At 59.3% G+C, this 25475-nt stretch carries 23 protein-coding genes and 1 tRNA gene; 21 read left to right on the forward strand and 3 right to left on the reverse strand.

Annotated features, from left to right (window positions below):
- Window positions 1–85 precede the first annotated feature (85 nt).
- Window positions 86–271: a hypothetical protein gene (locus AF71_RS32310; RefSeq protein ID WP_169683850.1), complete on the forward strand. Its 186-nt coding sequence runs from the start codon at window positions 86–88 to the stop codon at window positions 269–271.
- A 65-nt stretch (window positions 272–336) separates the two neighbouring features.
- Here the strand turns inward: AF71_RS32310 and AF71_RS26560 are convergent.
- A tRNA-Lys gene (locus tag AF71_RS26560) sits at window positions 337–412 on the reverse strand.
- Window positions 413–855: 443 nt separating this feature from the next.
- Between AF71_RS26560 and AF71_RS26565 the strand changes: the two genes are divergently transcribed.
- The 5 genes from AF71_RS26565 to AF71_RS26585 all read left to right on the forward strand — a co-directional run bounded on the left by AF71_RS26565 (window position 856) and on the right by AF71_RS26585 (window position 5487).
- Window positions 856–1047 carry a hypothetical protein gene (locus AF71_RS26565; RefSeq protein WP_018855005.1) on the forward strand — a complete coding sequence of 64 codons (192 nt, stop codon included), beginning with the start codon at window positions 856–858 and terminating at the stop codon, window positions 1045–1047.
- A gap of 355 nt (window positions 1048–1402) precedes the next feature.
- The gene (locus AF71_RS26570) at window positions 1403–2695 is read left to right on the forward strand and encodes an efflux RND transporter periplasmic adaptor subunit (RefSeq protein ID WP_025660969.1); all 1293 of its coding nucleotides are present in this window, start codon (window positions 1403–1405) and stop codon (window positions 2693–2695) included.
- Window positions 2696–2707: 12 nt separating this feature from the next.
- Window positions 2708–3424 carry an ABC transporter ATP-binding protein gene (locus tag AF71_RS26575; protein ID WP_018855008.1) on the forward strand — a complete coding sequence of 239 codons (717 nt, stop codon included), beginning with the start codon at window positions 2708–2710 and terminating at the stop codon, window positions 3422–3424.
- Window positions 3414–4622, forward strand: coding sequence for an ABC transporter permease (locus AF71_RS26580; RefSeq protein WP_018855009.1), 1209 nt, complete (start codon window positions 3414–3416; stop codon window positions 4620–4622). Before AF71_RS26575 ends, AF71_RS26580 begins: the two co-directional genes overlap by 11 nt.
- A gap of 247 nt (window positions 4623–4869) precedes the next feature.
- The gene (locus AF71_RS26585; protein ID WP_169683835.1) at window positions 4870–5487 is read left to right on the forward strand and encodes a GntR family transcriptional regulator; all 618 of its coding nucleotides are present in this window, start codon (window positions 4870–4872) and stop codon (window positions 5485–5487) included.
- A gap of 45 nt (window positions 5488–5532) precedes the next feature.
- Here the strand turns inward: AF71_RS26585 and AF71_RS26590 are convergent, their stop codons facing one another.
- Entirely contained in the window at window positions 5533–6345 is an 813-nt protein-coding gene (locus tag AF71_RS26590; protein ID WP_025660972.1) for a ferredoxin--NADP reductase, read from the reverse strand.
- 247 nt (window positions 6346–6592) lie between these two features.
- On the opposite strand from AF71_RS26590, the gene pcsA reads away from it, so the two are divergent.
- The 15 genes from pcsA (at window position 6593) to AF71_RS26665 (ending at window position 23326) form a co-directional block, all read left to right on the forward strand.
- A complete protein-coding gene (gene pcsA / locus AF71_RS26595; RefSeq protein WP_018855012.1) occupies window positions 6593–7321 on the forward strand; it encodes a phosphatidylcholine synthase in 729 nt (242 codons plus the stop codon).
- Between the two features lie 9 nt (window positions 7322–7330).
- Window positions 7331–8311 carry a quinone oxidoreductase gene (locus AF71_RS26600; RefSeq protein WP_169683836.1) on the forward strand — a complete coding sequence of 327 codons (981 nt, stop codon included), beginning with the start codon at window positions 7331–7333 and terminating at the stop codon, window positions 8309–8311.
- A 42-nt stretch (window positions 8312–8353) separates the two neighbouring features.
- Entirely contained in the window at window positions 8354–9928 is a 1575-nt protein-coding gene (locus tag AF71_RS26605; RefSeq protein ID WP_026371498.1) for an ABC transporter ATP-binding protein, read from the forward strand.
- Complete coding sequence (locus AF71_RS26610) at window positions 9918–11003, forward strand: ABC transporter permease (protein ID WP_025660975.1); 1086 nt, start codon at window positions 9918–9920, stop codon at window positions 11001–11003. Before AF71_RS26605 ends, AF71_RS26610 begins: the two co-directional genes overlap by 11 nt.
- Window positions 11000–11920: an ABC transporter permease gene (locus AF71_RS26615; RefSeq protein ID WP_018855016.1), complete on the forward strand. Its 921-nt coding sequence runs from the start codon at window positions 11000–11002 to the stop codon at window positions 11918–11920. Before AF71_RS26610 ends, AF71_RS26615 begins: the two co-directional genes overlap by 4 nt.
- Window positions 11921–11970: 50 nt before the next feature.
- Window positions 11971–13044, forward strand: a complete 1074-nt coding sequence (locus AF71_RS26620; RefSeq protein WP_018855017.1) for a BMP family ABC transporter substrate-binding protein — start codon at window positions 11971–11973, stop codon at window positions 13042–13044.
- A 148-nt stretch (window positions 13045–13192) separates the two neighbouring features.
- Complete coding sequence (ytfQ, locus tag AF71_RS26625) at window positions 13193–14155, forward strand: galactofuranose ABC transporter, galactofuranose-binding protein YtfQ (RefSeq protein ID WP_018855018.1); 963 nt, start codon at window positions 13193–13195, stop codon at window positions 14153–14155.
- Window positions 14156–14278: 123 nt separating this feature from the next.
- Window positions 14279–15802, forward strand: a complete 1524-nt coding sequence (gene ytfR / locus AF71_RS26630) for a galactofuranose ABC transporter, ATP-binding protein YtfR (protein ID WP_169683837.1) — start codon at window positions 14279–14281, stop codon at window positions 15800–15802.
- Window positions 15799–16818, forward strand: coding sequence for an ABC transporter permease (locus AF71_RS26635; protein WP_113470413.1), 1020 nt, complete (start codon window positions 15799–15801; stop codon window positions 16816–16818). The genes ytfR and AF71_RS26635 overlap by 4 nt, the downstream gene beginning before the upstream one ends.
- Window positions 16815–17783, forward strand: a complete 969-nt coding sequence (gene yjfF, locus AF71_RS26640; RefSeq protein WP_018855021.1) for a galactofuranose ABC transporter, permease protein YjfF — start codon at window positions 16815–16817, stop codon at window positions 17781–17783. Before AF71_RS26635 ends, yjfF begins: the two co-directional genes overlap by 4 nt.
- A gap of 15 nt (window positions 17784–17798) precedes the next feature.
- Complete coding sequence (locus tag AF71_RS26645) at window positions 17799–18551, forward strand: FadR/GntR family transcriptional regulator (protein ID WP_025660978.1); 753 nt, start codon at window positions 17799–17801, stop codon at window positions 18549–18551.
- An 82-nt stretch (window positions 18552–18633) separates the two neighbouring features.
- The gene (gene glmU, locus AF71_RS26650) at window positions 18634–19995 is read left to right on the forward strand and encodes a bifunctional UDP-N-acetylglucosamine diphosphorylase/glucosamine-1-phosphate N-acetyltransferase GlmU (protein WP_018855023.1); all 1362 of its coding nucleotides are present in this window, start codon (window positions 18634–18636) and stop codon (window positions 19993–19995) included.
- Between the two features lie 104 nt (window positions 19996–20099).
- Entirely contained in the window at window positions 20100–21926 is a 1827-nt protein-coding gene (gene glmS, locus AF71_RS26655) for a glutamine--fructose-6-phosphate transaminase (isomerizing) (protein ID WP_169683838.1), read from the forward strand.
- A gap of 120 nt (window positions 21927–22046) precedes the next feature.
- Window positions 22047–22751 carry a DUF502 domain-containing protein gene (locus tag AF71_RS26660; RefSeq protein WP_018855025.1) on the forward strand — a complete coding sequence of 235 codons (705 nt, stop codon included), beginning with the start codon at window positions 22047–22049 and terminating at the stop codon, window positions 22749–22751.
- A gap of 89 nt (window positions 22752–22840) precedes the next feature.
- The gene (locus tag AF71_RS26665) at window positions 22841–23326 is read left to right on the forward strand and encodes a GNAT family N-acetyltransferase (protein ID WP_169683839.1); all 486 of its coding nucleotides are present in this window, start codon (window positions 22841–22843) and stop codon (window positions 23324–23326) included.
- Between the two features lie 33 nt (window positions 23327–23359).
- Here the strand turns inward: AF71_RS26665 and recG are convergent, their stop codons facing one another.
- The gene (gene recG, locus AF71_RS26670) at window positions 23360–25465 is read right to left on the reverse strand and encodes an ATP-dependent DNA helicase RecG (RefSeq protein WP_113470411.1); all 2106 of its coding nucleotides are present in this window, start codon (window positions 25463–25465) and stop codon (window positions 23360–23362) included.
- Between the last annotated feature and the right edge of the window lie 10 nt (window positions 25466–25475).

The raw sequence follows: 25475 nt of genomic DNA on the forward strand, positions 1-25475 counted from the left end.
GTAATTCTCGCCCGGGCTTGCGATGACACGCTAGATTGCGCGCGCGGCGGTGAGCAATGGCCCTCCCGGAGGAGCGCGGACGCACATATTTCTCACATTTCTGGCGGCCGTGGCGCTGATCGGCCTTTCCACAATCACCTCAGCCTGCACCACAAACCCTGATCAGACCTCATCAATCGGGTCGTCATCGGCCTATCTACGCGATCGCTCTGTAAATCCAGCCTGTGCAGATGGGTTCAGACCTAGTAACGGCCGCCCGTGCAGCTATTAGACACGAACGTGGTGCGAGGACGCAAGGCAGTCGCCGTCCCAAACTATACTAAGTCTTTGATTTCATGGTGAGAGCGTCGGGGTTCGAACCCGAGACCTACTGATTAAAAGTCAGTTGCTCTACCGGCTGAGCTACGCTCTCCCTGAAGCCGAGCGGTGCGTCCGGCTGGAAGTGCGCGGAACATATGCAGGTGCCCCATTGCGGTCAACCAAAAAATCACCGTTCCCTGTGCATTAGGCACATTTCTTGCGACTGGGCCTGAAAAGGCGGCCCCCTGGAAACGGCCAAAAAGAAAAGCGCCCGAAGGCGCTTTGTAAAAGTTGGGGGAAACGAGGTCATGAACCGGGCGGACGAAAGTTCGAATATAGTGTTGACGACCCGGAGAAAGCGGAAAAATCCGGGTATACTTTCGCGCCGCCGAGTCCGCTTGGCTCGGCTCACAATCTCAGCATATAAATGCGCGACGGATCAGAAGGTTCCACCGAAAAAGATTTAATCGAATCAATCCTTTCCGAGGCTGGTCGATACCTTCACAAAGTCACATGACGCTCTAGCTAGCTTCTTGTACAGACAAGGAGACTGCGATGACCAGTGTGACCACACCCACAACGACCACCCGAAAAGTGTTGCGCGGGCGACCTTACAGCCTCGGTGAGTTTGCCAGGAAGTATAGACTAGAGGAAACCGAGGCAAAGCGGCTCTATGAGAAGTTCGGGCCATCGGCCACGGAACTCGATCTGCTCATGGCCGCCAAGCGGCGTCTACCGGTTCATTGATGGTTCTATCAAACGCATAAGGACTGCAGCAAATCGAGTTGATTCGCTTTTGTCGCCGTTGCGGTGTGGCCATCACTCGGTCAGTCCGGCGAGGGGCTGCAGCTCTCCACGACGGTTCTGCAGTTTCAGCGGCTGCAGATCGAAGAGGTCGAAGGCCAGCTTAAGAGCGACGGCCAATACAAAGCGAATCCTCTCGGTCCCATTTCAGCCTACGGAAACTGAACTTTCATTACCAAGATTTCATTTCATTCGACCGTCATTTCGTGCCAATCCGGGCCGATGCTAATCTGCCGTTCAGCTTCGACATGATCATCTTGCTGGCGGCTGCGTTGGCAGCATGTTGATCGAGGCCGGAATGAACGACGTCAAGACTATGCACGAAACCAAGCCGACCAAGGCGAGCGCCGACCTGGCGACCGTCCTTGCGGCTTCACGCAAACAGTCGAAGGGCCGTTGGCGTGGTCGCCTATTGGTATTGCTTCTGCTGATTCTTGCGGCCGGCGGGGTGGCCTATTTCTATGCGCGGCAAGAAGGCAACCAATACAGCTACGCCACTCAACCTATCAAACGCGGCGACCTGACCGTGCTGGTTACGGCAACCGGATCCGTGCAGCCGACAGAGCAAGTGGATATATCAAGCGAGCTGTCGGGAACGGTTCGCGAAGTGAACGTCGACTATAACAGCGAGGTCAAGGCCGGCGAGGTTCTTGCCGCTCTCGATACGAACAAGCTTGAGGCGGACGTCAAGAGTTCGCGGGCGAAACTCGATTCGGCCAAAGCGAATGTCGTGAAGGCGACCGCCGACCTCGAGTCGGCCCAGAGCTCGTTCCAGCGAGCCCGCAACCTCGTTCAGAGCAACGTTTCTACGCAGCAGAGCCTCGAAGATGCGCGCTACAAGTTCGATTCCGCGGTTGCCGCAAAGGACATCAACGTCGCTGCCGTCCTCTCTGCGGAGGCCGATCTGCGGCTGGCCGAAGTCAACCTCGCCAAGGCGAAGATCGTCTCGCCGATCAACGGTGTGATTCTCACGCGTTCGGTCGATCCCGGCGCAACGGTCGCAGCGTCCTTGTCCGCGCCGGTGCTGTTCGTCATCGCCGGCGATCTGCGGAAGATGGAACTGCAGGTCGATGTCGACGAGGCCGATGTCGGTCAGATTGCCGTCGGCCAGAAGGCGACGTTCACGGTTGATGCCTATCCCAACCGGACCTTTCCGGCCGAGATCAAGCAGATTCGATTTGCATCCGAGACCACGAACAACGTTGTGACCTACAAGGCGATCCTGTCGGTCGACAATGCTGACCTGTTGCTGCGTCCTGGCATGACCGCGACGGCTGATGTCACCGTTGAGGCAGTCGAGAATACCCTGATGATCCCAAATTCGGCCCTTCGCTATGCCCCCCCGGCTGCAGAGTCTCCCCGCGGCCGCGGCATCTTCGGCCTGCTCCGACCACCGCGCATGGGGCCACGGAGCGGCAACCAAGGCGAAGCCCTGACCGGAGCAAAGCGGCGCGTATGGCTGCTGAAAGCAGGCAAGCCGGCACCAGTGATCATCCAGGTGGGGTCTTCCGACGGGCAATTCACTCAGATCGTTTCCGGTGACCTGAAGGAAAGCGATGCGGTGATTACCGACGCTACGCAGGCGAAGTAGGCGAGGCTCACGATGCAGAGCCCGGCACTTATCGAATTCAAGCAGGTCTCGAAGATCTATGGTCAGGGAGAGGCGGCCATCCGCGCCCTCGACCGGGTGGATCTGTCGATCCGCGAACACGAATTCGTCGCCATCATGGGACCTTCCGGCTCGGGCAAGTCGACGGCCATGAACATTCTTGGTTGTCTCGATGTGCCCACCGACGGCGACTACATTTTCCAAGGCGTCTCAACACAGGGCTTCGACCGCAGCCAACTGACATTGCTGCGCCGTCATATGCTCGGCTTCGTATTCCAGGGGTTCAACCTGCTGCCGCGCACCTCGGCGTTGGAGAATGTCGAGTTGCCGCTGATCTATCGCGGCATGCATGCAAGCGAGCGCCACCGCAAGGCCAAGGAGGCGCTCGGGCTTGTGGGGCTTTCCGGGCGTGAGCATCACAAGACGCAGGAACTGTCCGGCGGCCAGCAGCAACGTGTCGCGATTGCCCGGGCGATCGTGACCGAGCCCTCGCTGCTTCTCGCGGATGAGCCAACCGGCAATCTGGACACGAAGACCAGCGTCGAGATCATGGACCTGATGACGCGACTGAACCGCGAACAGGGCATCACGATCGTCATGGTCACGCACGAGCCCGATATTGCTGCCTACGCTCAGCGCCTGCTGCGTTTCATAGACGGCAAGCTCGAGACCGAGGTCGAGCATCGCGGGAGGGCGGATCATGTTCTTTGAGACGCTGAAACTTGCGCTGCGTGCGATCAGCCGGAACATGCTTCGTTCCTTCCTCACGGTGCTCGGCGTGGTCATCGGGGTGGCGGCCGTCATCGCGTTGGTGACGATCGGCAACGGTACGACCGCCCAGGTTTCGGCCGAGCTTTCACGGCTCGGCACCAACATGCTGTTTGCGCGCCCGGGTCAGTTCGGTCCTGGTCGCCCAAGCTCGGAAGCACGCCGCTTCACGATCAAGGACGTCGACGCCATTCGCGATCAGGTCAATGGCCTGCGCGCCGCGGCGCCGCTCAATCAGACGACCGCGACCGTCATCTACGGCGGGCAGAGCCACTCGACGACCGTGATGGGGACGAACAACGACTACTTCATCGCGCAGGACTGGGACATGGCGATCGGCCGCACCTTTGACGCGGCGGAAGAACGCGGACGCCCGCGCTGCATCCTCGGAGAAACGGTACGCTCGCAACTCTTCGGCGCCGCCGATCCCACGGGACAGCAGATTCGCGTCGGCAAGGTTTCGTGCAGCATCATCGGCGTCCTTGCCAAGCGCGGCCAGTCCGGCATGGGCAACGATCAGGACGATGTCGTCGTCATGCCCGTTAAGGTCTATCAACGCCGGGTCGGCGGCAAAGCGAACGCCAATGTCCAGATGATCGTGATCTCGGCGCGCGACGGGGTGTCGACATCGAAAGTTCAGACCGAAACCGAAAACCTGCTTCGGGAGCGGCGCAAGATCGTACCGGGACGTGACGATGACTTCAGCGTCAATGACATGACGCAGATTGCTGACGCAATGACCGGTACCACGACACTGTTGACCAGCTTGCTCGGAGCGGTCGCCGCGATCAGCCTGCTTGTCGGCGGGATCGGGATCATGAACATCATGCTGGTGTCAGTGACCGAGCGCACCCGCGAGATCGGCATACGCCTGGCGATCGGCGCACTGGAAAACCAGGTGCTGCTGCAGTTCCTTGTCGAGGCGGTGGCACTCTCCGTGTTTGGTGGGATCGCAGGGATTTTGCTGGGGGTCAGCCTTGGTTATGGAGCAGTGACCGTGCTGAAGGTGCCGTTCGTGGTCAGCCCCACGATGATCGCTGTGGCGTTCGCGTTCTCCGCCGCGATAGGGATGGTCTTCGGTTACTTCCCCGCTCGCAGTGCGGCGCAGCTCAACCCGATCGACGCGTTGAGGCACGAGTGAGCGGAGGCGCCTGGTTTCGGCCGGGCCGCTGCTCTGCATGCCTCATAGGGTTAGGCGCTCGGCGCTGGCCAGCGCTCTTGCGTCACCACTCGCTGCAAGGCCATTTGCCATTTCACCGTGATTGAGAAGACGCATCGCCGGAAGATCCAGGCGCTCCCGCGGCTTGCCGTTCGAAAGAACGCTGATATATCATTAACGTTACAGTCGCTTCGCAACACGCATACACTTTCTGGAGCCGAATACGCGGATGCAGAACTCACTCAGCCACCGTGCCTATCTCACCCTGGAACATGCGATCGTGACGCTGACGTTGCAGCCGGGCGCCTTGGTTACCGAGAAGCATCTGATCGACCTTGCCGGTCACGGACGCACGCCGGTGCGCGAAGCGATCCAGAAGCTGGCGTGGCAAGGGCTCATCGTGGTGAAGCCGCGTGTCGGGCTGCAGGTGGCCGAAATCAAGCCGACGGACCATGAGAACGTCATGCAGGTTCGCCGCGAGCTCGAGCCGATCGCTGCCGCCCTGGCAGCCGACTTTGCGACATCAGAGCAGCGCAGGGAACTGGGTGAATGTGCCCAGACGATGGAAATGTCCGCCACGACCGGCGACTTGGCAGCATTCTTCGCCGCGGACAAGACCTTTGACGAAATCCTGGAAGAAGCCTGCCCGAACAGTTTCATAACATCGGCGCTCGGACCGGTTCAGACCCATTCCCGTCGGCTCTGGTCTGCATCCAGCAGTCCCGACAGGATGGATCAATCCATCTCTCTGCACGTCGAGGTCATACGGGCCATTCAGCAGGGCAGATCCCAGGACGCCAACCGGACGATGGGCGCCCTCATCGAGTATCTCAGTGGCCACAATTGAAAACGGCCCCATTTCGGGGCCGTGAACGCTTCTATCTTGGCTGATTTAGCCGACGAATGCCCGCTCGATAACGAACTCCGCCGGCTTGCTGTTTGCGCCCTCGTTGAGGCCAGCCTTTTCCAGCAGTTCCTTGGTATCTTTCAGCATCGCCGAGGACCCGCAGATCATACCGCGATCGATTGATGGATCGAGCGGCGGAACGCCGAGATCGGTGAAAAGCTTGCCCGCCGAGATCAAATCCGTGATGCGGCCGCGATAGGCGAAGTCTTCGCGGGTGACCGTCGCGTAGTGGCGCAGCTTGTCGCCGACTATCTCCTGCAGAAGTTCGTCGTTCTTGATTTCCTCGACGAGATCGAAGCCGTACTTCAGTTCCGCTACGTCGCGGGTCGTGTGCGTGAGGATGACTTCCTCGTACTTCTCGTAGGTTTCTGGATCGCGGATCAGGCTCGCGAAGGGGGCGATACCGGTGCCGGTCGAAAACATATAGAGACGACGGCCGGGCGTCAGCGCGTCAAGCACCAGCGTGCCCGTCGGCTTCTTGCGCATCAGAACCTGGTCGCCTGGCTTGATCGCCTGCAGATGCGAGGTCAGCGGACCATCCGGGACCTTGATCGAGAAAAACTCCAGCTCCTCCGCCCAAGCGGGGCTTGCGATCGAATAGGCGCGGAAAATCGGCTTGCCTTCGACCATCAGCCCGATCATCGCGAATTCGCCGGACCGGAAACGGAAACCCTGCGGGCGCGTCATCGTGAACCGGAACAAGCGGTCCGTATAATGCGTCACGCTAAGCACGGTTTCGGCATAGACTCCGGCCGGAATCGGGGAGGCGAAGTCTTCGGTTTTTGCAGGGGCGTTCATTTCGGTATCGGATCCCGTATTCATCGCACAATGTTATCGATGCCAGCGAGATATTACAAATAGTGTCGGGATTAAAGGTAATCCATTCTTTCTCATGCGACTTGCACGAAATATGCGTGTCATCGTCAGGATTCCTGCCCCTTGCGTCGCTTCGTCGCTTTTGCGCTGGCGAAGCGAAGCAAAGGATGCATATTAAGCCAAAAACCGCGTCTGCCATGCGCGGACGCCATAGGCTGCTCGGGGAAACATGAAGATTTTCAATTACAAGCGCGTACCTTACGCGGAGATGCGCGCATTTTCCGTCCATATTCTGACGGCATCCGGATCTTTTCTCGCGTTCCTCGGCGTGGTCGCTGCTGCCGAGCACCGGTTCATCGACATGTTCTGGTGGCTCGGCCTTGCGCTTCTAGTTGACGGTATCGACGGACCGATTGCCCGCAAGGTGAGCGTCAAGGAGGTGCTGCCAAACTGGTCGGGCGATACGCTCGACAATATCATTGACTATGTCACCTACGTTCTATTGCCGGCCTTTGCCCTCTACCAGAGTGGCATGATCGGCGAACCATGGTCCTTCGTGGCGGCAGGCATGATCGTCGTATCGAGTGCAATCTACTACGCGGATACCGGAATGAAGACGGACGAGTACTTCTTCTCCGGCTTCCCAGTAGTCTGGAACATGATCGTCTTTACGCTTTTCGTCATCGATGCCAGCGCGATCACAGCACTTGTCGTCGTCATCGTTTCCGTCATCCTGACCTTCCTGCCGATCAATTTTCTCCATCCTGTCCGCGTCCAGCGCCTGCGTCCGCTCAACCTCGGTGTTTTCTTCCTATGGTCGGCGCTCGGAATGTATGCGCTTCTGACGCATTTCGTGATCCCGCAGTGGGCGCTTGTCCTCTTTATCCTTAGCGGTATCTACCTCTACTGCGTCGGCGCCGTGCTGCAGTTCTTCCCGGCGCTTGGACGTAGAGCCTAGGAGAAGACGATGGCAAAGACGCAGGCGGTCTCATTCAGCAGGACCGGTGGACCCGAGGTTCTTGAATATGTCGATATCGACCTGCCGCCGCCCGGCGCAGGCGAAGTGCAGATCAAGCATGCAGCCATCGGCCTTAACTTCATAGACGTCTACTTCCGGACAGGTCTCTACAAGGCGCCGCATACGCCTTTCGTGACGGGCAAGGAAGCGGCTGGCACTGTCATCGCTGTCGGGCCTGATGTAGAGGATTTCAAAATTGGCGATCGGGTCGCCTATGCCGGTGCGGATGGCGCATACAGCGTCGAGCGGAACGTCGAGACCAAGCACCTCGTCAAGGTGCCGGATGGAATTCCCCTGGAAACTGCAGCCTCGATGATGTTGAAGGGAATGACTGCGGAATACCTGCTCAACCGGACATACAAGGTTGGCCCGGATACGACGATCCTGTTTCACGCCGCCGCCGGTGGCGTCGGCCTCATCGCAGGCCAATGGGCCAAGGCGCTCGGGGCAACGGTGATCGGCACCGCGGGGTCAGATAGCAAGGTGCATTTGGCACTCGAGCATGGCTACGACTACGTTATCAACTATAACACCGAGAATTTTGTAGAGCGCGTGCGCGAGATCACCGGTGGGGCAGGGGTCCACATCGCCTACGACTCGATTGGCCGCGACACGTTTCCGCAATCGCTCGACTGCCTGCGACGGTTCGGCATGTTCGTCTCGTTCGGCCAATCCTCAGGACCGATCGAGAACTTCACCCTTGCCATGCTCGCGCAGAAGGGATCGCTCTTTGCAACACGGCCCACGCTTTTCGCCTACATCGCAACACGCGAAGAGCTAACCAATTGTGCAAACGCGTTATTTGATGTTGTTTTGAGCAACAAAGTGCGTATCAATATCAACCAAACCTATCCATTGCGTGAAGTCGGACGGGCTCACATGGATCTGGAGTCCAGAAGAACTACCGGAACTACGCTGCTGATCCCATAATGACCCGAATGGGCAGGGTCGGCAGAGAGAAATGAGGGGAACGTGTCGTTATCTGATGTGCCGGGTTCCGGCGCGTTATTGTCTGTCCAGCAACTGACGAAACTCTTCGGCAGCTTTGCTGCCTGCAACCACATCGACCTCGATATCGCCCACGGCGAAATCCATGCTCTCCTTGGTGAAAACGGCGCCGGCAAATCGACGCTCGTCAAGATGCTGTTCGGCGTACTCGAACCGACCGAGGGCCATATCCTGTGGGAGGGCCAGCCGGTTTCGATCGGTTCGCCGGGTGATGCCCGCAAGCTCGGCATCGGCATGGTCTTTCAACACTTCTCGCTCTTCGAGGCGTTGACGGTTGCTGAAAACATCGCGCTTTCCCTTGATGACAGCATTCCGATCGGCAGGATTGCGGAAGAAGCAAGGGCGCTCTCGCGCGCCTATGGATTGCCGCTCGACCCTCATGCCCACGTCGCCGATCTTTCCGTCGGCGAACGCCAGCGCATCGAGATCGTGCGTGCGCTGCTGCAAAACCCCAAACTCATTATCCTCGATGAGCCGACTTCGGTGCTGACGCCGCAGGAGGCCGACAAGCTTTTCGAAACACTCTTCAAGCTGAAGGCGGAGGGCAAATCGGTCCTCTACATCAGTCATCGGCTCGAGGAGGTTCAGCGCATCTGCGACCGGGCGACCGTGTTGCGCAACGGAAGCGTCACCGGCGCCTGTGATCCACGCCAGGAAACGCCTGCCTCGCTTGCCCGCATGATGGTTGGCAGCGACGTCGCAACCGTCACTCATCCCGATCGTGGCAACAAGGGCGACGTGCAGCTTTCCGTCAGCAATCTTTCCGTCTCCGCCCGCACGCCCTTTGCCATGCCCCTCAAGGACGTATCCCTGACGGTTCGGTCGGGCGAGATCCTGGCGATTGCGGGTGTCGCCGGCAACGGCCAGGGCGAACTTTTCGATGCGCTCTCTGGAGAGTATCCCGTGAGCTCGCCGGATGCGATCACCATCCGCAAGAAGGCGGTGGGCACCCAGGGTATCACGGCACGGCGTCTGCTTGGCGCCGGGTTCGTGCCGGAAGAACGCCATGGCCATGCGGCCGTCTCAGCCATGAAGCTTTCCGACAACCTTGTGCTGGCGCGAAGCCAATCCGACCGCAGGGGCTTCCTCGGTGGTTCTTTTCTCAAGGTGATCCGTCGCGGTGCCGTCAAGACCGCGACAAAGCGGATTGCCGACGCGATGGACGTGCGCAAGAGCGGAGAGGACCCTGCGGCAGGATCGCTTTCTGGCGGAAACCTGCAAAAGTTCATCGTTGGGCGTGAACTCGACCGACAACCGGCGGTTCTCGTTGTTAATCAGCCGACGTGGGGCGTCGACGCGGGAGCCGCGAGTCGCATTCGTCAGGCCCTCGTCGATCTGGCGCGCAACGGCTCGGCAGTCGTCGTCATCAGCCAGGATCTTGACGAAATATTTGAAGTCGCAACGGAGATTGCCGTGATTTCTGAGGGGCGACTTTCGCAACCCTTCCCGGCGGGAGAACTGTCTCGAGAGAAGATTGGCCTTCTGATGGGCGGCCTGCACGAAGGCAAGACCGCGTCGGAGACGGCCAATGCGCATTGAGCTCGAGAAGCGGCCGCAAGCGTCGAAGCTCTATGGTTTCGTCTCACCGTTACTGGCATTGGTGCTGACGCTGATTGCCGGCGGGATCATGTTCGCCATTTTGGGCAAGAACCCCGTCGAAGCGCTGGATGCCTTCTTCCTCGAACCCTTGCTGGAAGTCTGGTCGCTGCATGAGCTTGCCGTTAAGGCAGCGCCCCTGATCATGATCGGCGTCGGGTTGGCGGTCTGCTATCGTTCCAATAACTGGAATATCGGCGCCGAGGGTCAATTTACGATCGGCGCGATTACTGGCTCGATCCTGCCGATCGTATTTACAGAATGGCATTCGCCTCTCGTGCTGCCCTTGATGCTTGTCATGGGTGCGATCGGCGGTGCGTTGTTTGCGGCCATTCCAGCGCTGCTGAAGGCGCATTTCAATACCAACGAAATCCTGACGAGCCTAATGCTTGTCTATATTGCGCAGCTGTTTCTGGATTGGCTGATCCGCGGCGCCTGGCGCAATCCGCAAGGCTTCAACTTTCCCGAAAGCGTGCCGTTTCCACCCGAAGCCACACTGCCGGCGATCTGGGAAGAGTCCGGCCGCGCCCATTGGGCATTCGTGTTCGCGATTGTTGCAGCGCTTCTCGTCTGGTTCATGCTGAAATACACGCTGAGAGGATTCGAGATCGTGGTGCTCGGCCAGTCCGAGCGGGCAGGGCGCTTCGCCGGCTTTTCGTCCAAGAAGATGATCTGGTTCAGCTTTCTGTTCTCGGGGGCACTTGCAGGACTTGCCGGCATCTCCGAAGTATCGGGATCGATCGGACACCTGCAGCCTGCGATTTCTCCAGGCTACGGCTTCACGGCGATCATTGTCGCGTTTCTCGGACGCCTGAACCCACTCGGCATCATCGCATCCGGCCTTGTGCTCGCGCTGACTTACCTCGGCGGCGAGGCGGCGCAGCTTTCGCTCGGCGTATCCGACAAGGTCACCCGCGTCTTCCAGGGCTTGCTGCTCTTCTTCGTGCTCTCCTGCGACACGCTCATCTACTACAAGATCCGTATCGTCTGGTTGCGGGTCCGGGGAGGCGTCGCGTGAGCATCTTCGAAGCTATTCTGCTGACCGTCATCACAGCGTCCACACCTCTCGTTATTGCAGCCTTGGGCGAACTCGTCGCCGAACGATCCGGTGTTCTAAACCTCGGCGTCGAGGGCATGATGATCATGGGGGCCGTCGCTGCCTTCGCCAGCGCTCAGATTTCGGGGTCTCCCTATATCGGGCTGCTGGGCGGCATTGTCGCCGGCGCACTGTTTTCACTGCTGTTCGGTTTCCTTACCCTCACGCTGGTCGCAAACCAGGTGGCGACTGGCCTGGCGTTGACGATCCTCGGCCTTGGGGTGTCGGGAATGCTGGGTGAGGGCTATGTTGGCGTACCGGGCGTTCGCCTCGCGCCGATCGTCATTCCCTACCTCTCCGACATTCCGCTCATCGGATCCGTCCTGTTCAGGCAGGATCTGACATTCTACCTGTCGCTGGCTTTGCTCTTCGGCGTGAGCTGGTTCCTGTTCCGCAGCCGCACCGGCCTGAAGCTGCGCGCGATCGGCGACAGTCACGGTTCAGCGCACGCTCTCGGCATCAGGGTCATCCGCACGCGCTACCTCGCCGTGATGTTCGGTGGTGCCTGCGCGGGGCTCGCCGGAGCGCAGCTTTCCCTCGTTTATACGCCGCAATGGGTGGAGAACATGTCTTCCGGCCGTGGCTGGATCACACTCGCCCTCGTCGTCTTCGCATCCTGGCGTCCATGGCGGGTTTTTGCGGGTGGCTACCTCTTCGGCGCGGTCACGATCCTGCAGCTTCATGCACAGGCTTTTGGCGTTGGAATTCCGGCCCAATTTCTGTCGATGCTCCCTTATGCTGCCACTATTGTGGTCCTTGTCATCATTTCTCATAATCGCCGTACGACGTTGATCAACACGCCTGCGTCGCTGGGAAAACCGTTCGTGCCGGAGCGCTAAACAGAAGAATGAGACGCGCTTCCGGAAATTACAAACTAACAGGGGTTATCATGAAAAAACTCGCATTTGCATTTGCCGCATCAGCTGCCGCGGTCCTGAGCGTCGGTTCGTCCGCGCAGGCCGCTGACAAGACCAAGGTCTGCTTCGTCTACGTTGGGTCACACACGGACGGTGGTTATTCCCAGGCTCACGATCTCGGTCGCCAGCAGATCCAGAAGGAATTCGGCGATAAGATCGACACGCCCTACCTCGAAAACGTACCGGAAGGCCCCGACGCCGAGCGTGCGATCGAGCGTCTGGCGCGTTCGGGCTGCAAGCTGATCTTCACGACGTCCTTCGGCTTCATGGATGCCACCGTGAAGGTCGCCGCCAAGTTCCCGAACGTGAAGTTCGAACACGGCACCGGCTACAAGTCCGGCCCGAACCTCGCGACCTATAACTCGCGCTTCTACGAAGGGCGCTACATCCTCGGCCAGATCGCAGCCAAGACGTCGAAGAACCACGGTGCTGCTTACATCGCCTCATTCCCGATCCCGGAAGTGGTCATGGGCATCAACGCCTTCGAACAGGGTGCCCGCTCCATCGATCCGGACTTCAAGCTGAAGGTCATCTGGGTGAACACCTGGTTCGACCCGGGCAAGGAAGCCGATGCAGCAAAGGCCATGGTCGACCAGGGCGTCGACGTGCTGACGCAGCACACGGATACCACCGCTCCGATGCAGGTTGCCGAGGAACGCGGCATTCATGCGTTCGGCCAAGCCTCCGACATGATCGCAGCCGGCCCGAAGGCTCAGCTGACGGCGATCGTCGACACCTGGGGTAACTACTACTCCAAGCGCGTTCACGCGCTGCTCGACGGCACCTGGAAGTCCGAGCAGAGCTGGGACGGCCTGAAAGACGGCATCCTCAAGATGGCCGACTACACCAACATGCCTGACGACGTGAAGAAGATGGCTCAGGATACCGAAGCCAAGATCAAGTCGGGCGAGCTTCACCCCTTCACCGGCCCGATCAACAAGCAGGACGGCACCCCGTGGCTGAAGGCTGGCGAAAAGGCTGACGACGGCACGCTGCTCGGCATGAACTTCTACGTCGAAGGCGTCGACGACAAGCTGCCGAAGTGATTTCGTCAGGCAATTAGCACGTGCGAAAAGGCGCTCGTTTTGAGCGCCTTTTTTTATTTGCACCGCATACCAGAAAGTGCATTTACAAAAGTAATACTATATGATTTTTTCTCGGTGTGCCGCGTGGAGGCGGCTTTGGGAGGATATAATGAAATTGAAGACTGCACTCTTGAGTGCTACGATTCTGGCTGCCTGCATGTTCGGTTCTGCATCGGCTGCGGAACTGGTCGTCGGCTTTTCGCAGATCGGTTCTGAATCGGGTTGGCGCGCTGCTGAAACCACCGTCACGAAGGAAGAAGCCAAGAAGCGTGGCGTTGACCTGAAATTTGCTGACGCTCAGCAGAAGCAGGAAAACCAGATCAAGGCGATCCGCTCCTTCATCGCCCAGGGCGTCAACGCTATCTTCCTGGCGCCCGTCGTCGAGACCGGCTGGGACGCTGTTCTGAAGGAAGCAAAGGAAGCTGAAATCCCCGTAATACTGCTCGACCGGACGATCAAGGCGCCTGAAGACCTCTACCTGACCGCTGTCACTTCGGATCAGGTTCATGAGGGCAAGGTTGCCGGCGACTGGCTGGTAAAGACCGTCGGCGACAAGGCTTGCAAGATCGTCGAACTCCAGGGAACGACCGGCTCTTCCCCCGCCATCGCTCGTAAGAAGGGCTTCGAAGAAGCCATCGCCGGCAAGGCAAACTTCAAGATCGCTCGCAGCCAGACCGGTGACTTCACCCGCACCAAGGGCAAGGAAGTCATGGAAAGCTTCCTGAAGGCCGAAAACGGCGGCAAGGATATCTGCGCCCTCTACGCTCACAACGACGACATGGCCGTGGGCGGCATCCAGGCGATCAAGGAAGCCGGTCTGAAGCCGGGCAAGGACATTCTGGTCGTCTCGATCGACGCCGTGCCAGATATCTTCAAGGCCATGGCAGCCGGCGAAGCAAATGCGACCGTGGAACTCACGCCGAACATGGCTGGTCCCGCATTCGACGTCCTCGACGCATACCTGAAGGACAAGAAGGCTCCGGCGAAGTGGATCCAGACGGAATCCAAGCTCTACACGCCGGCTGACGACCCGACGAAGGTCTACGAGTCGAAGAAGAACCTCGGCTACTGATTTTTGACGCTCGAACCGCACCGGTCCATCATGGACCGGTGCGGAACTGCCGCCTGCCAATCAGGACCTCATGTCCTTCAATGCCGCGGCACCGCAAGGCCTGTATCAGGAAAAGCCGCACTCATGATTCACGATTTTGAGACCGTTCTAGCCGCTTCCGGTATTTCGAAATTCTTCCCGGGTGCCATTGCGCTCGATAAGGTCGACTTCTCGCTGCGTAAGGGCGAGGTGCATGCGCTTCTCGGCGAAAACGGCGCAGGAAAGTCGACGCTGATCAAATGCATCACCGGTGCCTACCACCGCGACCAAGGCCGGCTCGTTCTCGACGGCGCTGAAATCAGTCCGTCCGATACGCTCGCGGCTCAGAAACTGGGCATCGGGACTGTGTATCAGGAGGTCAATCTCCTCTCCAATCTGAGCGTCGCTGAGAACCTCTATCTTGGCCGCCAGCCGAAGCGTTTCGGCATGATCGATGTGCGTGCGATGAACCGACAGGCACGGTTGCTGCTTGATCAGTATGGGATGGACATCGATGTGACCGCGCAACTCGATCGGTTTTCGGTCGCCGTGCAGCAGGTCGTGGCGATCGCGCGGGCTGTCGATTTATCCGGCAAAGTTCTCATCCTCGACGAGCCAACCGCAAGCCTCGACACGCAAGAAGTCGCGATGCTCTTTCGCATCATGCGTGACTTGAAAGACCGCGGCCTTGGAATTGTCTTCATTACACATTTTCTCGAACAGGTTTACGAGGTCAGTGACCGCATCACGGTCCTTCGAAACGGCAAGCTCGTCGGCACCCGTGAGACATCCGAGCTGTCTCGCCAGAGCCTGATTTCAATGATGCTCGGCCGTGAACTGGCAAAGGCCGAGGCCACCGCCCGGGCGCACTCCGTTGCTGCCGGTCCCGTGAAATACAGCTTCGAGGGTTATGGCAAGCGCGGCAAGGTGAAGCCGTTCGATCTCGAGGTCCGTGTCGGCGAGGTGGTGGGCGTTGCCGGCTTGCTCGGGTCGGGACGCACGGAGACCGCCGAATTGCTGTTCGGGATCGAGCATGCCGACAGCGGAACCGCTAAGGTCGACGGTAGGCAGGTTAGTCTGTCGAACCCGCGTGCTGCGATCCGCAACGGCTTCGGCTTTTGTCCGGAGGATCGTAAGACGGACGGGATCATCGGCGACCTGTCCATTCGCGAGAACATTGCGTTGGCGCTGCAGGCGCGTAGAGGCTGGGCCCGACCGATTTCTCGCGCCGATCAGAACGCCTTGGCCGACCGCTACATCAGCGCACTCGACATCCGTACGACGGACAGGGAAAAGCCCATCCGTCTGCTGTCAGGCGGCAATCAGCAGAAAGCGATCCTTGCACGCTGGTTGGCCACCAATCCCGACTTTCTCATTCTCGACGAGCCGACCCGCGGCATCGACGTCGGAGCGCATGCCGAGATCATCCGCTTGATCGAAGAACTGTGCGCGAATGGCATGTCGCTGATCGTGATTTCTTCGGAATTGGAAGAGCTTATCGCCTATAGCTCACGTATTTTGGTGCTTCGTGACCGCGAACATGTCGCTGAGCTGACAGGTGACAATGTCAGCACCGCGCGCATCGTCGACGCAATCGCCGCAGCCCAGAAAGAGACGGAGGACGCATGAAGTCGTCACTCAATGCCTTGTTGACCCGGCTTGCGCCGCAAATTATCGCGCTTGCGGTCATTCTCCTATTGAATTTCATTATGTTCCCTCAGTTTTTTAATGTTGTTATTCAGAATGGCCGGCTTTACGGCAGCCTGATCGACGTACTGAACCGCGGCGCGCCGGTCGCTTTGTTGGCAATCGGCATGACCCTCGTGATCGCTACGAAGGGGATTGACCTCTCGGTCGGTGCCGTGATCGCGATCTGCGGCGCGGTTGCCGCATCATCCATCGTGTCCGGCCATTCGCTTGCTTCGACGCTGCTGGTAACGATCGGCGTCGGACTGCTTTGCGGTGTATGGAACGGATTCCTGGTCGCGTTGCTCAACATCCAGCCGATCATCGCCACGCTTGTGCTGATGGTCGCTGGACGCGGGATCGCGCAGCTCGTCACCGAGGGTGTAATCATGACCTTCAACGATGAAGGGCTGATCGCACTCGGCAGCGGCGCATTTGCTTTCCTACCCATGCCCGTTATCATCTGGCTGGTCGTGGGGGCCCTGGTGATCCTCCTCGTGAGACGCACAGCGCTTGGCATGCTGATTGAAGCAACCGGTATCAATCGACGTGCAAGCACGTTGTCGGGTGTGCGCACGCCTGTGCTGCTGATGGCCGTTTATATGTTGAGCGGCCTTTGCGCCTCGATTGCCGGGATCATTGTCGCAGCCGATATCAAGGGCGCAGATGCGAACAATGCCGGTCTCTGGCTTGAACTCGACGCGATCCTGGCGGTCGTGGTCGGAGGCAACTCGTTGCTTGGAGGGCGTTTCAGCATTCTGGGTTCTCTGATCGGTGCAATGATCATTCAGGCGGTCAATACTGGCATTCTTCTCTCGGGCTTCCCGCCTGAGTTCAACCTGATCATCAAGGCGGTGATCGTCATCGTGATCCTCGTCATTCAGTCGCCTGCGGTCCAATCGGCCGCCGTGGTCCTGAGCCGGCGATCGAGCCGCGTCACGGAAGGGCAGGTTCAATGAACTCGAAATATCTGCCGCTTCTGGCAACGGTCGTGATCTTCGTTCTCTCTTATGCGATCTGCACGCTGCAGTATCCCAATATTCTGTCGACCCGCGTAATCGGCAATCTTTTGACCGACAACGCCTTTCTCGGGATTGCAGCAGTCGGCATGACCTTTGTCATTATCTCCGGCGGCATCGACCTGTCGATTGGCTCTGTCATTGCGTTTACCGGTGTGTTCCTGGCAGTCGTCCTCCAGAACACGACCATCCATCCGCTCGTCGCGTTCGCATTGGTCCTGATCATCACGACCGTGTTCGGCGCCGTAATGGGTGCTATCATTCACTATCTGGAAATGCCGGCCTTTATCGTGACGCTCGCAGGCATGTTTCTTGCGCGTGGCATGGCTTTCGTTCTGTCGATCGACAGCATTCCGATCAATCACGACTATTACACCACGTTGACGAGCCTCTATTACAAGCTGCCAGGTGGGGGGCGTTTGACGCTGATCGGCGGCATCATGCTTCTGGTCTTTGTCGGCGGCATATTCCTGGCGCACCGCACCCGCTTCGGGACCAATGTCTACGCACTAGGCGGCGGTTCGCAAACAGCGCAACTCATGGGCGTCGCCGTGGGCCGCACCACGATACAGATCTACGCATTATCCGGTTTTCTTGCTGGCCTATCCGGAATCGTTTTTTCGCTCTATACGTCAGCCGGTTATTCTCTGGCAGCAGTCGGCGTTGAGCTGGATGCGATCGCAGCAGTTGTCATTGGGGGGACGCTGTTGACCGGAGGGGCGGGATTCGTAGCGGGTACCTTCATCGGTATCCTGATACAAGGCCTCATTCAGACCTACATCACCTTCGACGGGACGCTGTCGAGCTGGTGGACGAAGATCTTGATCGGCCTATTGCTTTTTGCATTTATTCTAATGCAGAAGGTTATTCTCTTCCTTTCCAGTATGAATAAGAGGTATGCCTGAACGGGGAGGTATTCGTTGCGTAACAGATTGCTTGAGACCGGAAGAACAGCGCGCAAATCGCGAACGAGCCACGCCCAGGTCGTGGATGGCCTTGGCAGGGCGATTGTTGCCGGAACCTATCCTGTCGGAAGCATTCTGCCGGGCGATGCCGAACTCGCGCAACACTTCAAGGTCTCGCGGACGGTCCTTCGGGAAACGATGAAGACGCTTGCCGCAAAAGGCATGATCATCGCCAAGGCCCGTGTCGGAACACGCGTGACGAAGAAAAACTTCTGGAACATGTTCGACAGCGAGATCATAGCTTGGCATTTCGACTGTGGCGTGACGGAAGAATTCCTGTTGCAGCTTTACGACATTCGGATGGCCTTCGAGCCATTTGCCGCGGGTCTCGTAGCGGAGCGGGCGAGCAAGGAGGATATTGAAAATCTGCGCGCGCTAGCGACGGAGATGGCAGCCCCGGGTCATACCAGCGAAAGCCTCGCCTTGGCCGATCTGCATTTCCACCTCGCCATAGCCGATGCCTCTCACAACCCGTTCATGCGAACACTAGGGAGCTTGATCGAAGCTGCGTTGGTTGGGATGTTTCGTATCAGTACGCCCCCCTCGCAGAACGGCTTCTCAGATATTGCGGACACGCATATGCGCATCGTGGAGGCGATCGTTGCCGGCGACATCGATGGCGCTCGAAAAGCGATGGAGGCCGTGATTGTCGACGGCCGGGATCACGTCCGCGAGGCCTATGCGGCGATGAGCAGAGAATCCGCCTGATCCATTTTTGATCTTTGTCCTGCCTTTGTCTTGCTGCTATGAGGCAGCAAAGGCCGCACATAACGGATTCTCGGAGCACATCATGGAACGCACTTGCCTCGCCATCATTCTCGCTGCGGGTGACAGCACGCGAATGAAGTCGTCGAAATCGAAAGTGCTGCATCCAATCGCGAACCGCCCGATGATCGCCCATGTCTTGGATGCCGTGGCAAAAAGCGACATCTCATCGGTCGCGCTGGTCGTTGGGCGTGATGCCGACGAAGTGGCGAAGGCGGCCCAGGTCGAAGGTGTCAAAATCGAGACCTATCTGCAAAAGGAGCGGCTCGGCACCGGTCATGCGGTGTTGGCAGCGCACGATGCTATTGCTCGCGGATATGACGATATCATCGTGACCTACGGCGATGTGCCGTTGCAGACCGAAGGGCCACTCAAGGCAGCACGTCAGGGCCTTGCCGAGGGCAGCGATGTCGTAGTCATCGGTTTCCACACCGACAAGCCGACCGGCTACGGCCGGCTGCTCGTCAAGGACGGCGAACTGATCGCCATCCGTGAGGAACGAGATGCCGCCGATGCCGAGCGTGCCGTGAAATGGTGCAACAGCGGCCTGATGGCGATCAACGGCCGTAAGGCGCTCGAGCTCCTGTCTCGCATCGGCAACGCCAATGCCAAGGGCGAATACTATCTGACCGACTTGGTGGAAATCGCTCACTCCATTGGGGGCCGCGTTACGGCTGTCGATGCTCCTGAAATTGAGATGACTGGCTGCAACAATCGCGCGGAGCTCGCCGTGATTGAGCGGCTCTGGCAAGAACGCCGACGCGACGAGATGATGATATCAGGCGTGACGATGATCGCGCCGGAGACTGTGTTTCTTTCCTACGATACAACCATCGGGCAGGACGCGCTGATCGAGCCGAATGTGGTATTCGGTCCCGGCGCGACGATCGACGGCGGCGCAATCATTCATGCCTTCTCACATATCGAAGGCGCGCATGTCAGTGCCGGCGCAATCGTTGGTCCCTTCGCCCGCTTGCGGCCCGGCGCCGACCTCGCCAACGGCTCGAAGGTCGGCAACTTCTGCGAAGTCAAGAATGGGAAGATCGGTGAGGGCGCCAAGGTCAATCACCTGACCTACATCGGCGACGCGAAGGTCGGAGCTGGCGCGAATATCGGTGCAGGCACGATCACCTGCAACTATGATGGCGTAAACAAACATCAGACGCTGATCGGCGCGAACACCTTCATTGGATCAAACTCCTCGCTTGTGGCGCCCGTCAGCATTGGCGACGGTGCCTACATAGCCGCTGGCAGTGTCATCACTGCGGATGTTCCTGCCGATGCGCTGGCCCTTGGCCGGGCGCACCAGGAGCTGAAGCCGGGCAGGGCTGCCGTGCTCCGCGAACGCGCATTCGCGATTAAGGCTGCAAAGAAGGCCAAACCATAGGCTTCCGCGTAACGCGTGGAAACCGAAAGTGACCGCCGAGGCCATTGAGAAAAAAGACGGAATCGTTACGAGTGGCCTCTGAACAGAAGGCTTTGGGGGTGTTTATGTGCGGTATTGTTGGAATCGTTGGCAGCAGCCCGGTTGCGGGGCGTCTCGTGGATGCGCTGAAGCGGCTCGAGTACCGCGGCTATGACTCTGCGGGCGTTGCGACGATACATAACGGCGAGATGGCTCGTCGTCGCGCCGAGGGTAAACTCTTCAATCTCGAGAAGCGCCTGGACGGTGACCCTCTGCCGGGAACGATCGGCATTGCGCACACGCGCTGGGCTACGCATGGCATTCCCAACGAGACCAACGCTCACCCGCATTTCGTCGAGGGCGTCGCGGTCGTCCATAACGGCATCATCGAGAACTTCTCCGAACTGCGTGAAGAGCTGATCGCCGAAGGGGCCGTCTTCGGGACGCAGACCGACACGGAAGTCGTCGCCCATCTTATTGCGAAGTATCTCCGTGACGGCCTCGAGCCGCGCGCCGCGATGCTAAAGATGCTGAACCGGGTAACAGGCGCATATGCTCTTGCGATCATGCTCCAAAGCGATCCGGGCACGCTCATGGCGGCACGGTCCGGCCCGCCGCTTGCCGTGGGTTATGGCTCCGGCGAAATGTTCCTCGGCTCGGATGCGATTGCGCTTTCCCCCTTCACCAACGAGATCACCTATCTCGTCGATGGCGATTGGGCCGTGCTTACGCGAAACGGCGCGACAATCCTCGACTTCGCAGGTAACGAGGTAAAGCGCCCCCGTCAGATATCACAGACGACCGCCTATGTGGTGGACAAGGGCAATCACCGCCACTTCATGGAAAAGGAAATCTATGAGCAGCCCGAGGTCATCTCGCATGCCCTCAGCCACTACGTAGATTTTTCCAGCAACACGATCAGCGACAGCATCAATGCGATCGATTTCAAGGCGACCACCGGCCTGGCGATCTCCGCGTGCGGAACCGCATATCTCGCGGGGCTTGTAGGCAAATACTGGTTCGAGCGTTACGCCCGTCTGCCCGTCGAGATCGACGTCGCCTCCGAGTTTCGTTATCGCGAGATGCCTCTGTCGCCTTCGCAGGCTGCGCTTTTCATCTCGCAGTCAGGCGAGACGGCGGACACGCTGGCGTCGCTTCGTTACTGCAAGGAGAGCGGGCTGAAGATTGGCGCAGTGGTCAACGTCAAGGAATCGACCATTGCCCGTGAGTCGGATGCAGTCTTCCCGATCATGGCAGGCCCGGAGATCGGCGTTGCCTCCACCAAAGCCTTCACCTGCCAGTTGGCCGTCCTTGCCGCGCTCGCACTCGGCGCAGGCAAGGCGAGGGGAACGATCGGCGCAGAGCAGGAAAGGGAGCTGGTCCGCCATCTCGCCGAAATGCCGCGCATCATGAGCCGCGTGCTGAACCTCATCCAGCCGCAGATGGAGAGCCTGTCGCGCGAACTTTCGAAGTGCCGGGATGTCCTCTATCTCGGTCGCGGCACGAGCTTCCCGCTTGCGATGGAAGGGGCGCTTAAGCTCAAGGAAATCTCCTATATCCATGCTGAAGGTTACGCCGCAGGCGAACTCAAGCACGGACCGATTGCGCTGATCGACGAAAACATGCCTGTTATCGTGATTGCGCCGTTTGACCGCTTCTTCGACAAGACTGTCTCGAACATGCAGGAAGTTGCCGCACGCGGCGGACGCATCATCTTCATTACCGACGAGGCGGGCGCGGCGGCATCGAAGTTGCCGACTATGGCGACGATCGTGCTTCCCGATGTCAACGAGATCATCGCGCCGATGATCTTCTCCCTGCCGATCCAGCTGCTTGCCTACCATACGGCCGTTTTCATGGGCACGGACGTCGATCAGCCGCGCAATCTGGCGAAGTCGGTCACGGTGGAGTGACCGCTTGTTCGCCTCCAGGAGGCTTGTATGGCTTGGTAGTTTCTGGCAGCTTTCTGATAGGAAAGCACGGGGGAGCTGATTTCTGATAGCCGGCCTGCTCAACGGAGTTATCAGTACGCGATGAAGGAAAAACTGCCCCGATTGCCTATAGCCACTCGCCTTAGGAACGACTTCCTGGCGGGGCTGATTATTTGTGCGCCGGTCGCGATTACGCTTTGGCTGACGTGGTCGGTCGTGCGGTGGGCGGATAGCTGGGTCAAACCCTACCTACCGGCGCGCTATGACCCGGATAACTACCTTAACTTTGCGGTGCCAGGGTCCGGCCTGCTGATAGCACTCGTCGCGATCACGCTTATCGGATTCCTCGGCAAGAACCTCATCGGCCAGAGCATCGTTCAGTTCAGCGAATCGCTTGTTCGCCGCGTGCCGCTGGTGCGGAGCATCTATCAGAGCGTGAAGCAGATTTTCGAGACGGTGCTGAAGGACAAGACGAACTCCTTCAAGAAGGTCGGCCTCATCGAATATCCCAGCCCCGGCCTCTGGGCGCTCGTTTTCATTTCGACGGATGCCAAAGGCGAGATCGCGACAAAGTTCAAGGCGATGGGTCAGGACATGGTCTGCGTGTTCCTGCCGCCGACCCCGGTGCCGACGGCCGGATTTCTGATCTTCACGCCGCGCGAAAAGATTGTGCCGCTCGACATGTCACCGGAGGACGCGGCGAAGCTCCTGATCTCCGGTGGTCTCGTCACGCCCGAAGAGCTTGCCGGGCGCATGAAAAAACAGGAGCGGACACGCAAGCCGCTGCCGGCGCCGATCGAAATGTAACTTCCGCTCCTGCTTGGCCCGTACGCGAGATCACGTCTGTTGGTTCCGCCATGTTGCCATGCGATGGCGGTTGAAGGATGACATACGCAATGCTGATCAGACCAGCCACCGCGGAAGACCGTTCCACCATATGGACCATCATCGAGCCGACGATCCGCGCGGGGGAGACCTACACGCTCGATCGCGACATGAGCCAGACCGATGCCCTCACTTACTGGCTGGGGCCGGACAAAGAGACCTTCGTCGCCGAAGACGAAAGTGGCGAGATCCTCGGTACTTATTACCTCCGCGCCAACCAGGCGGGCGGTGGTGCACATGTCTGCAATTGTGGCTACATGACCGCTGCTGCCGCGGCAGGCAAGGGCGTGGCGCGACAGATGCACGAGCACTCGCTCGTCCGCGCCCGCGAGCGTGGTTTCCGGGCGATGCAGTTCAACTTCGTCGTCAGCGCCAACGAACGCGCCGTTCGTCTCTGGGAAACATTGGGCTTTGAGACGGTCGGCCGCTTGCCCGGCGCCTTCGAGCACCCGACAAAAGGCTACGTTGACGCTCTCGTGATGTTCCGGACGCTGTAAGACGGCTTCGGCGCGCTGTGGGCCGGGCTCGGCTCACCCTGCATGCAGGAAGCGGATCGCCTCGTCGCGGCGGAAAAGGTAGAGCAGGGAGCGTACTGCCTTGCCACGCTCGCTGGTGAGATCGGGGTCGCGCTCGATCAGGTAGGCCGCATCGCGGCGGGCGATTTCCAGCAGGTCGGCATGTGCCTCGAGGCTCGCGATGCGAAAGCCTGGGGTTCCCGACTGGCGCGTGCCGAGCAATTCGCCTTCGCCGCGCAGTTTCAGGTCTTCCTCAGCGATGCGAAAACCGTCTTCCGTTTCACGCATGATCGACAGGCGCGCATGACCAGTTTCGCCCAGTGGCCCCTTGTAGAGCAGGATGCAGGTCGAAGCCTCGTCACCGCGCCCTACGCGTCCGCGAAGCTGGTGAAGCTGCGCCAAGCCGAAGCGCTCGGCATGCTCGATCACCATGATCGTCGCATCGGGAACATCGACGCCGACTTCCACCACTGTTGTTGCGACTAGGAGGCGGATTTCGCTGTTCTTGAACGCCATCATTACGGCATCCTTCTCCGGGCCGCTCATGCGGCCGTGGATCAGGCCGATGGCGCCGCCGAGCGACGAAACGAGCGTTGCATGACGCTCCTCGACCGACATCAGGTCGCTCTCCTCGGACTCCTCTACAAGCGGGCATATCCAATAAGCTTTCTTGCCCTCCGCCAAGGCGCTCTTAAGGCGCCCGACGATCTCGCCGATACGTTCGGTCGGCACTGTGATCGTCTGGATCGGCTTCCGTCCGGCCGGCTTCTCCGTCAGCTTGGAGACGTCCATGTCGCCGAAGGCAGCCAACACCAGTGTGCGCGGTATCGGCGTCGCGGTCATGACGAGCATATGAGGTGTGATGCCCTTCGCAGTCAGCCGCAGGCGCTGGTGGACGCCGAAGCGGTGCTGCTCGTCGACGACAGCCAACATGAGGTTGCGGTAGTTGACGCTGTCCTGGAAGAGGGCGTGGGTGCCGATGACGATCTGCGCCTCTCCGGATGCGATCCTCTCGAGAATATCTTCACGTTCGCGGCCCTTGGTGCGGCCGGTAAGAACCTCGATTCCGAGGCCTGCGGAAGCGGCAAATTTGGAGATCGTCGCATGGTGCTGGCGGGCTAGAATTTCCGTCGGCGCCATGAGGACGGCCTGACCGCCACTTTCAATCACGGCTGCCATCGACATGAGGGCAACCAGGGTCTTACCGGAGCCAACGTCGCCTTGAAGAAGGCGGAGCATGCGGTCCTCGCCGGCCATATCCTTCAGGATGTCGGCGACCGCCGCATTCTGGCTGTTCGTCGGCGAAAACGGCAGAGCCTGCAGGATCTGCCTGCTGACTTGACCGGTGGCGTGTACGGGCTGGCCGGCAACCTTGCGCAATCGTTGGCGAACGAGGCTCAGCGATAGTTGGCCCGCGAGAAACTCGTCATAGGCAAGCCGGCGGCGGGCAGGGGCTTGTGCATCGATATCCGAGGGATCGCGCGGTTCGTGTAGTCCATGGAAAGCGTCTGATATCGAGGGCAGACCCTGCTTCTGCGCAAGAGCGAAGTCGATCCATTCCGGCATTTCCGGCGCGCGCGGCAGCGCCGCTTCGATGATCTTGCGCAATGTCTTCGGCGAAAGACCAGCTGTGAGCGGATAGATCGGCTCGACGAGGGGCAGGTTCTCAGCTTCGCTGGCCTTCACAATGTAGTCGGGATGGACCATCGACGCGCGACCGTTGAACCAGTCGATCTTGCCGCTGACGGTTACCTCCTCGTCCAACGGCAGCTGCTTTTCCAGCCAAGCCGCCTGGCCGCGAAAGAAGACAAGGGTCAGTTCGCCGGTTTCGTCGTGCAGCGTGACGCGATACGGAATGTTGCTCTTGCCGCGCGGCGGCGCCTGGTGACGATCGACCCGCGCCGTGACGGTGACGATTGCACCTTGCGGGGCGCGGGCGATACCCGGTTGGTTTCGACGGTCGATCAGCGAGTGCGGCGCATGAAACAGCAGATCGACGACGCGCGTATCTTCGGGCGTCTCGCGCCCAAGCAGCTTCACCAGCAATTCGGCGATCTTTGGGCCGACGCCGGGCAGGGCGGAAACGGGCGAAAACAGCGGATCGAGAATGGCTGGGCGCATTGCCGCAAAA

Source organism: Rhizobium sp. 57MFTsu3.2, from assembly GCF_012932765.1.
In the GTDB taxonomy this organism is placed as follows: Bacteria; Pseudomonadota; Alphaproteobacteria; order Rhizobiales; family Rhizobiaceae; genus Rhizobium; species Rhizobium altiplani.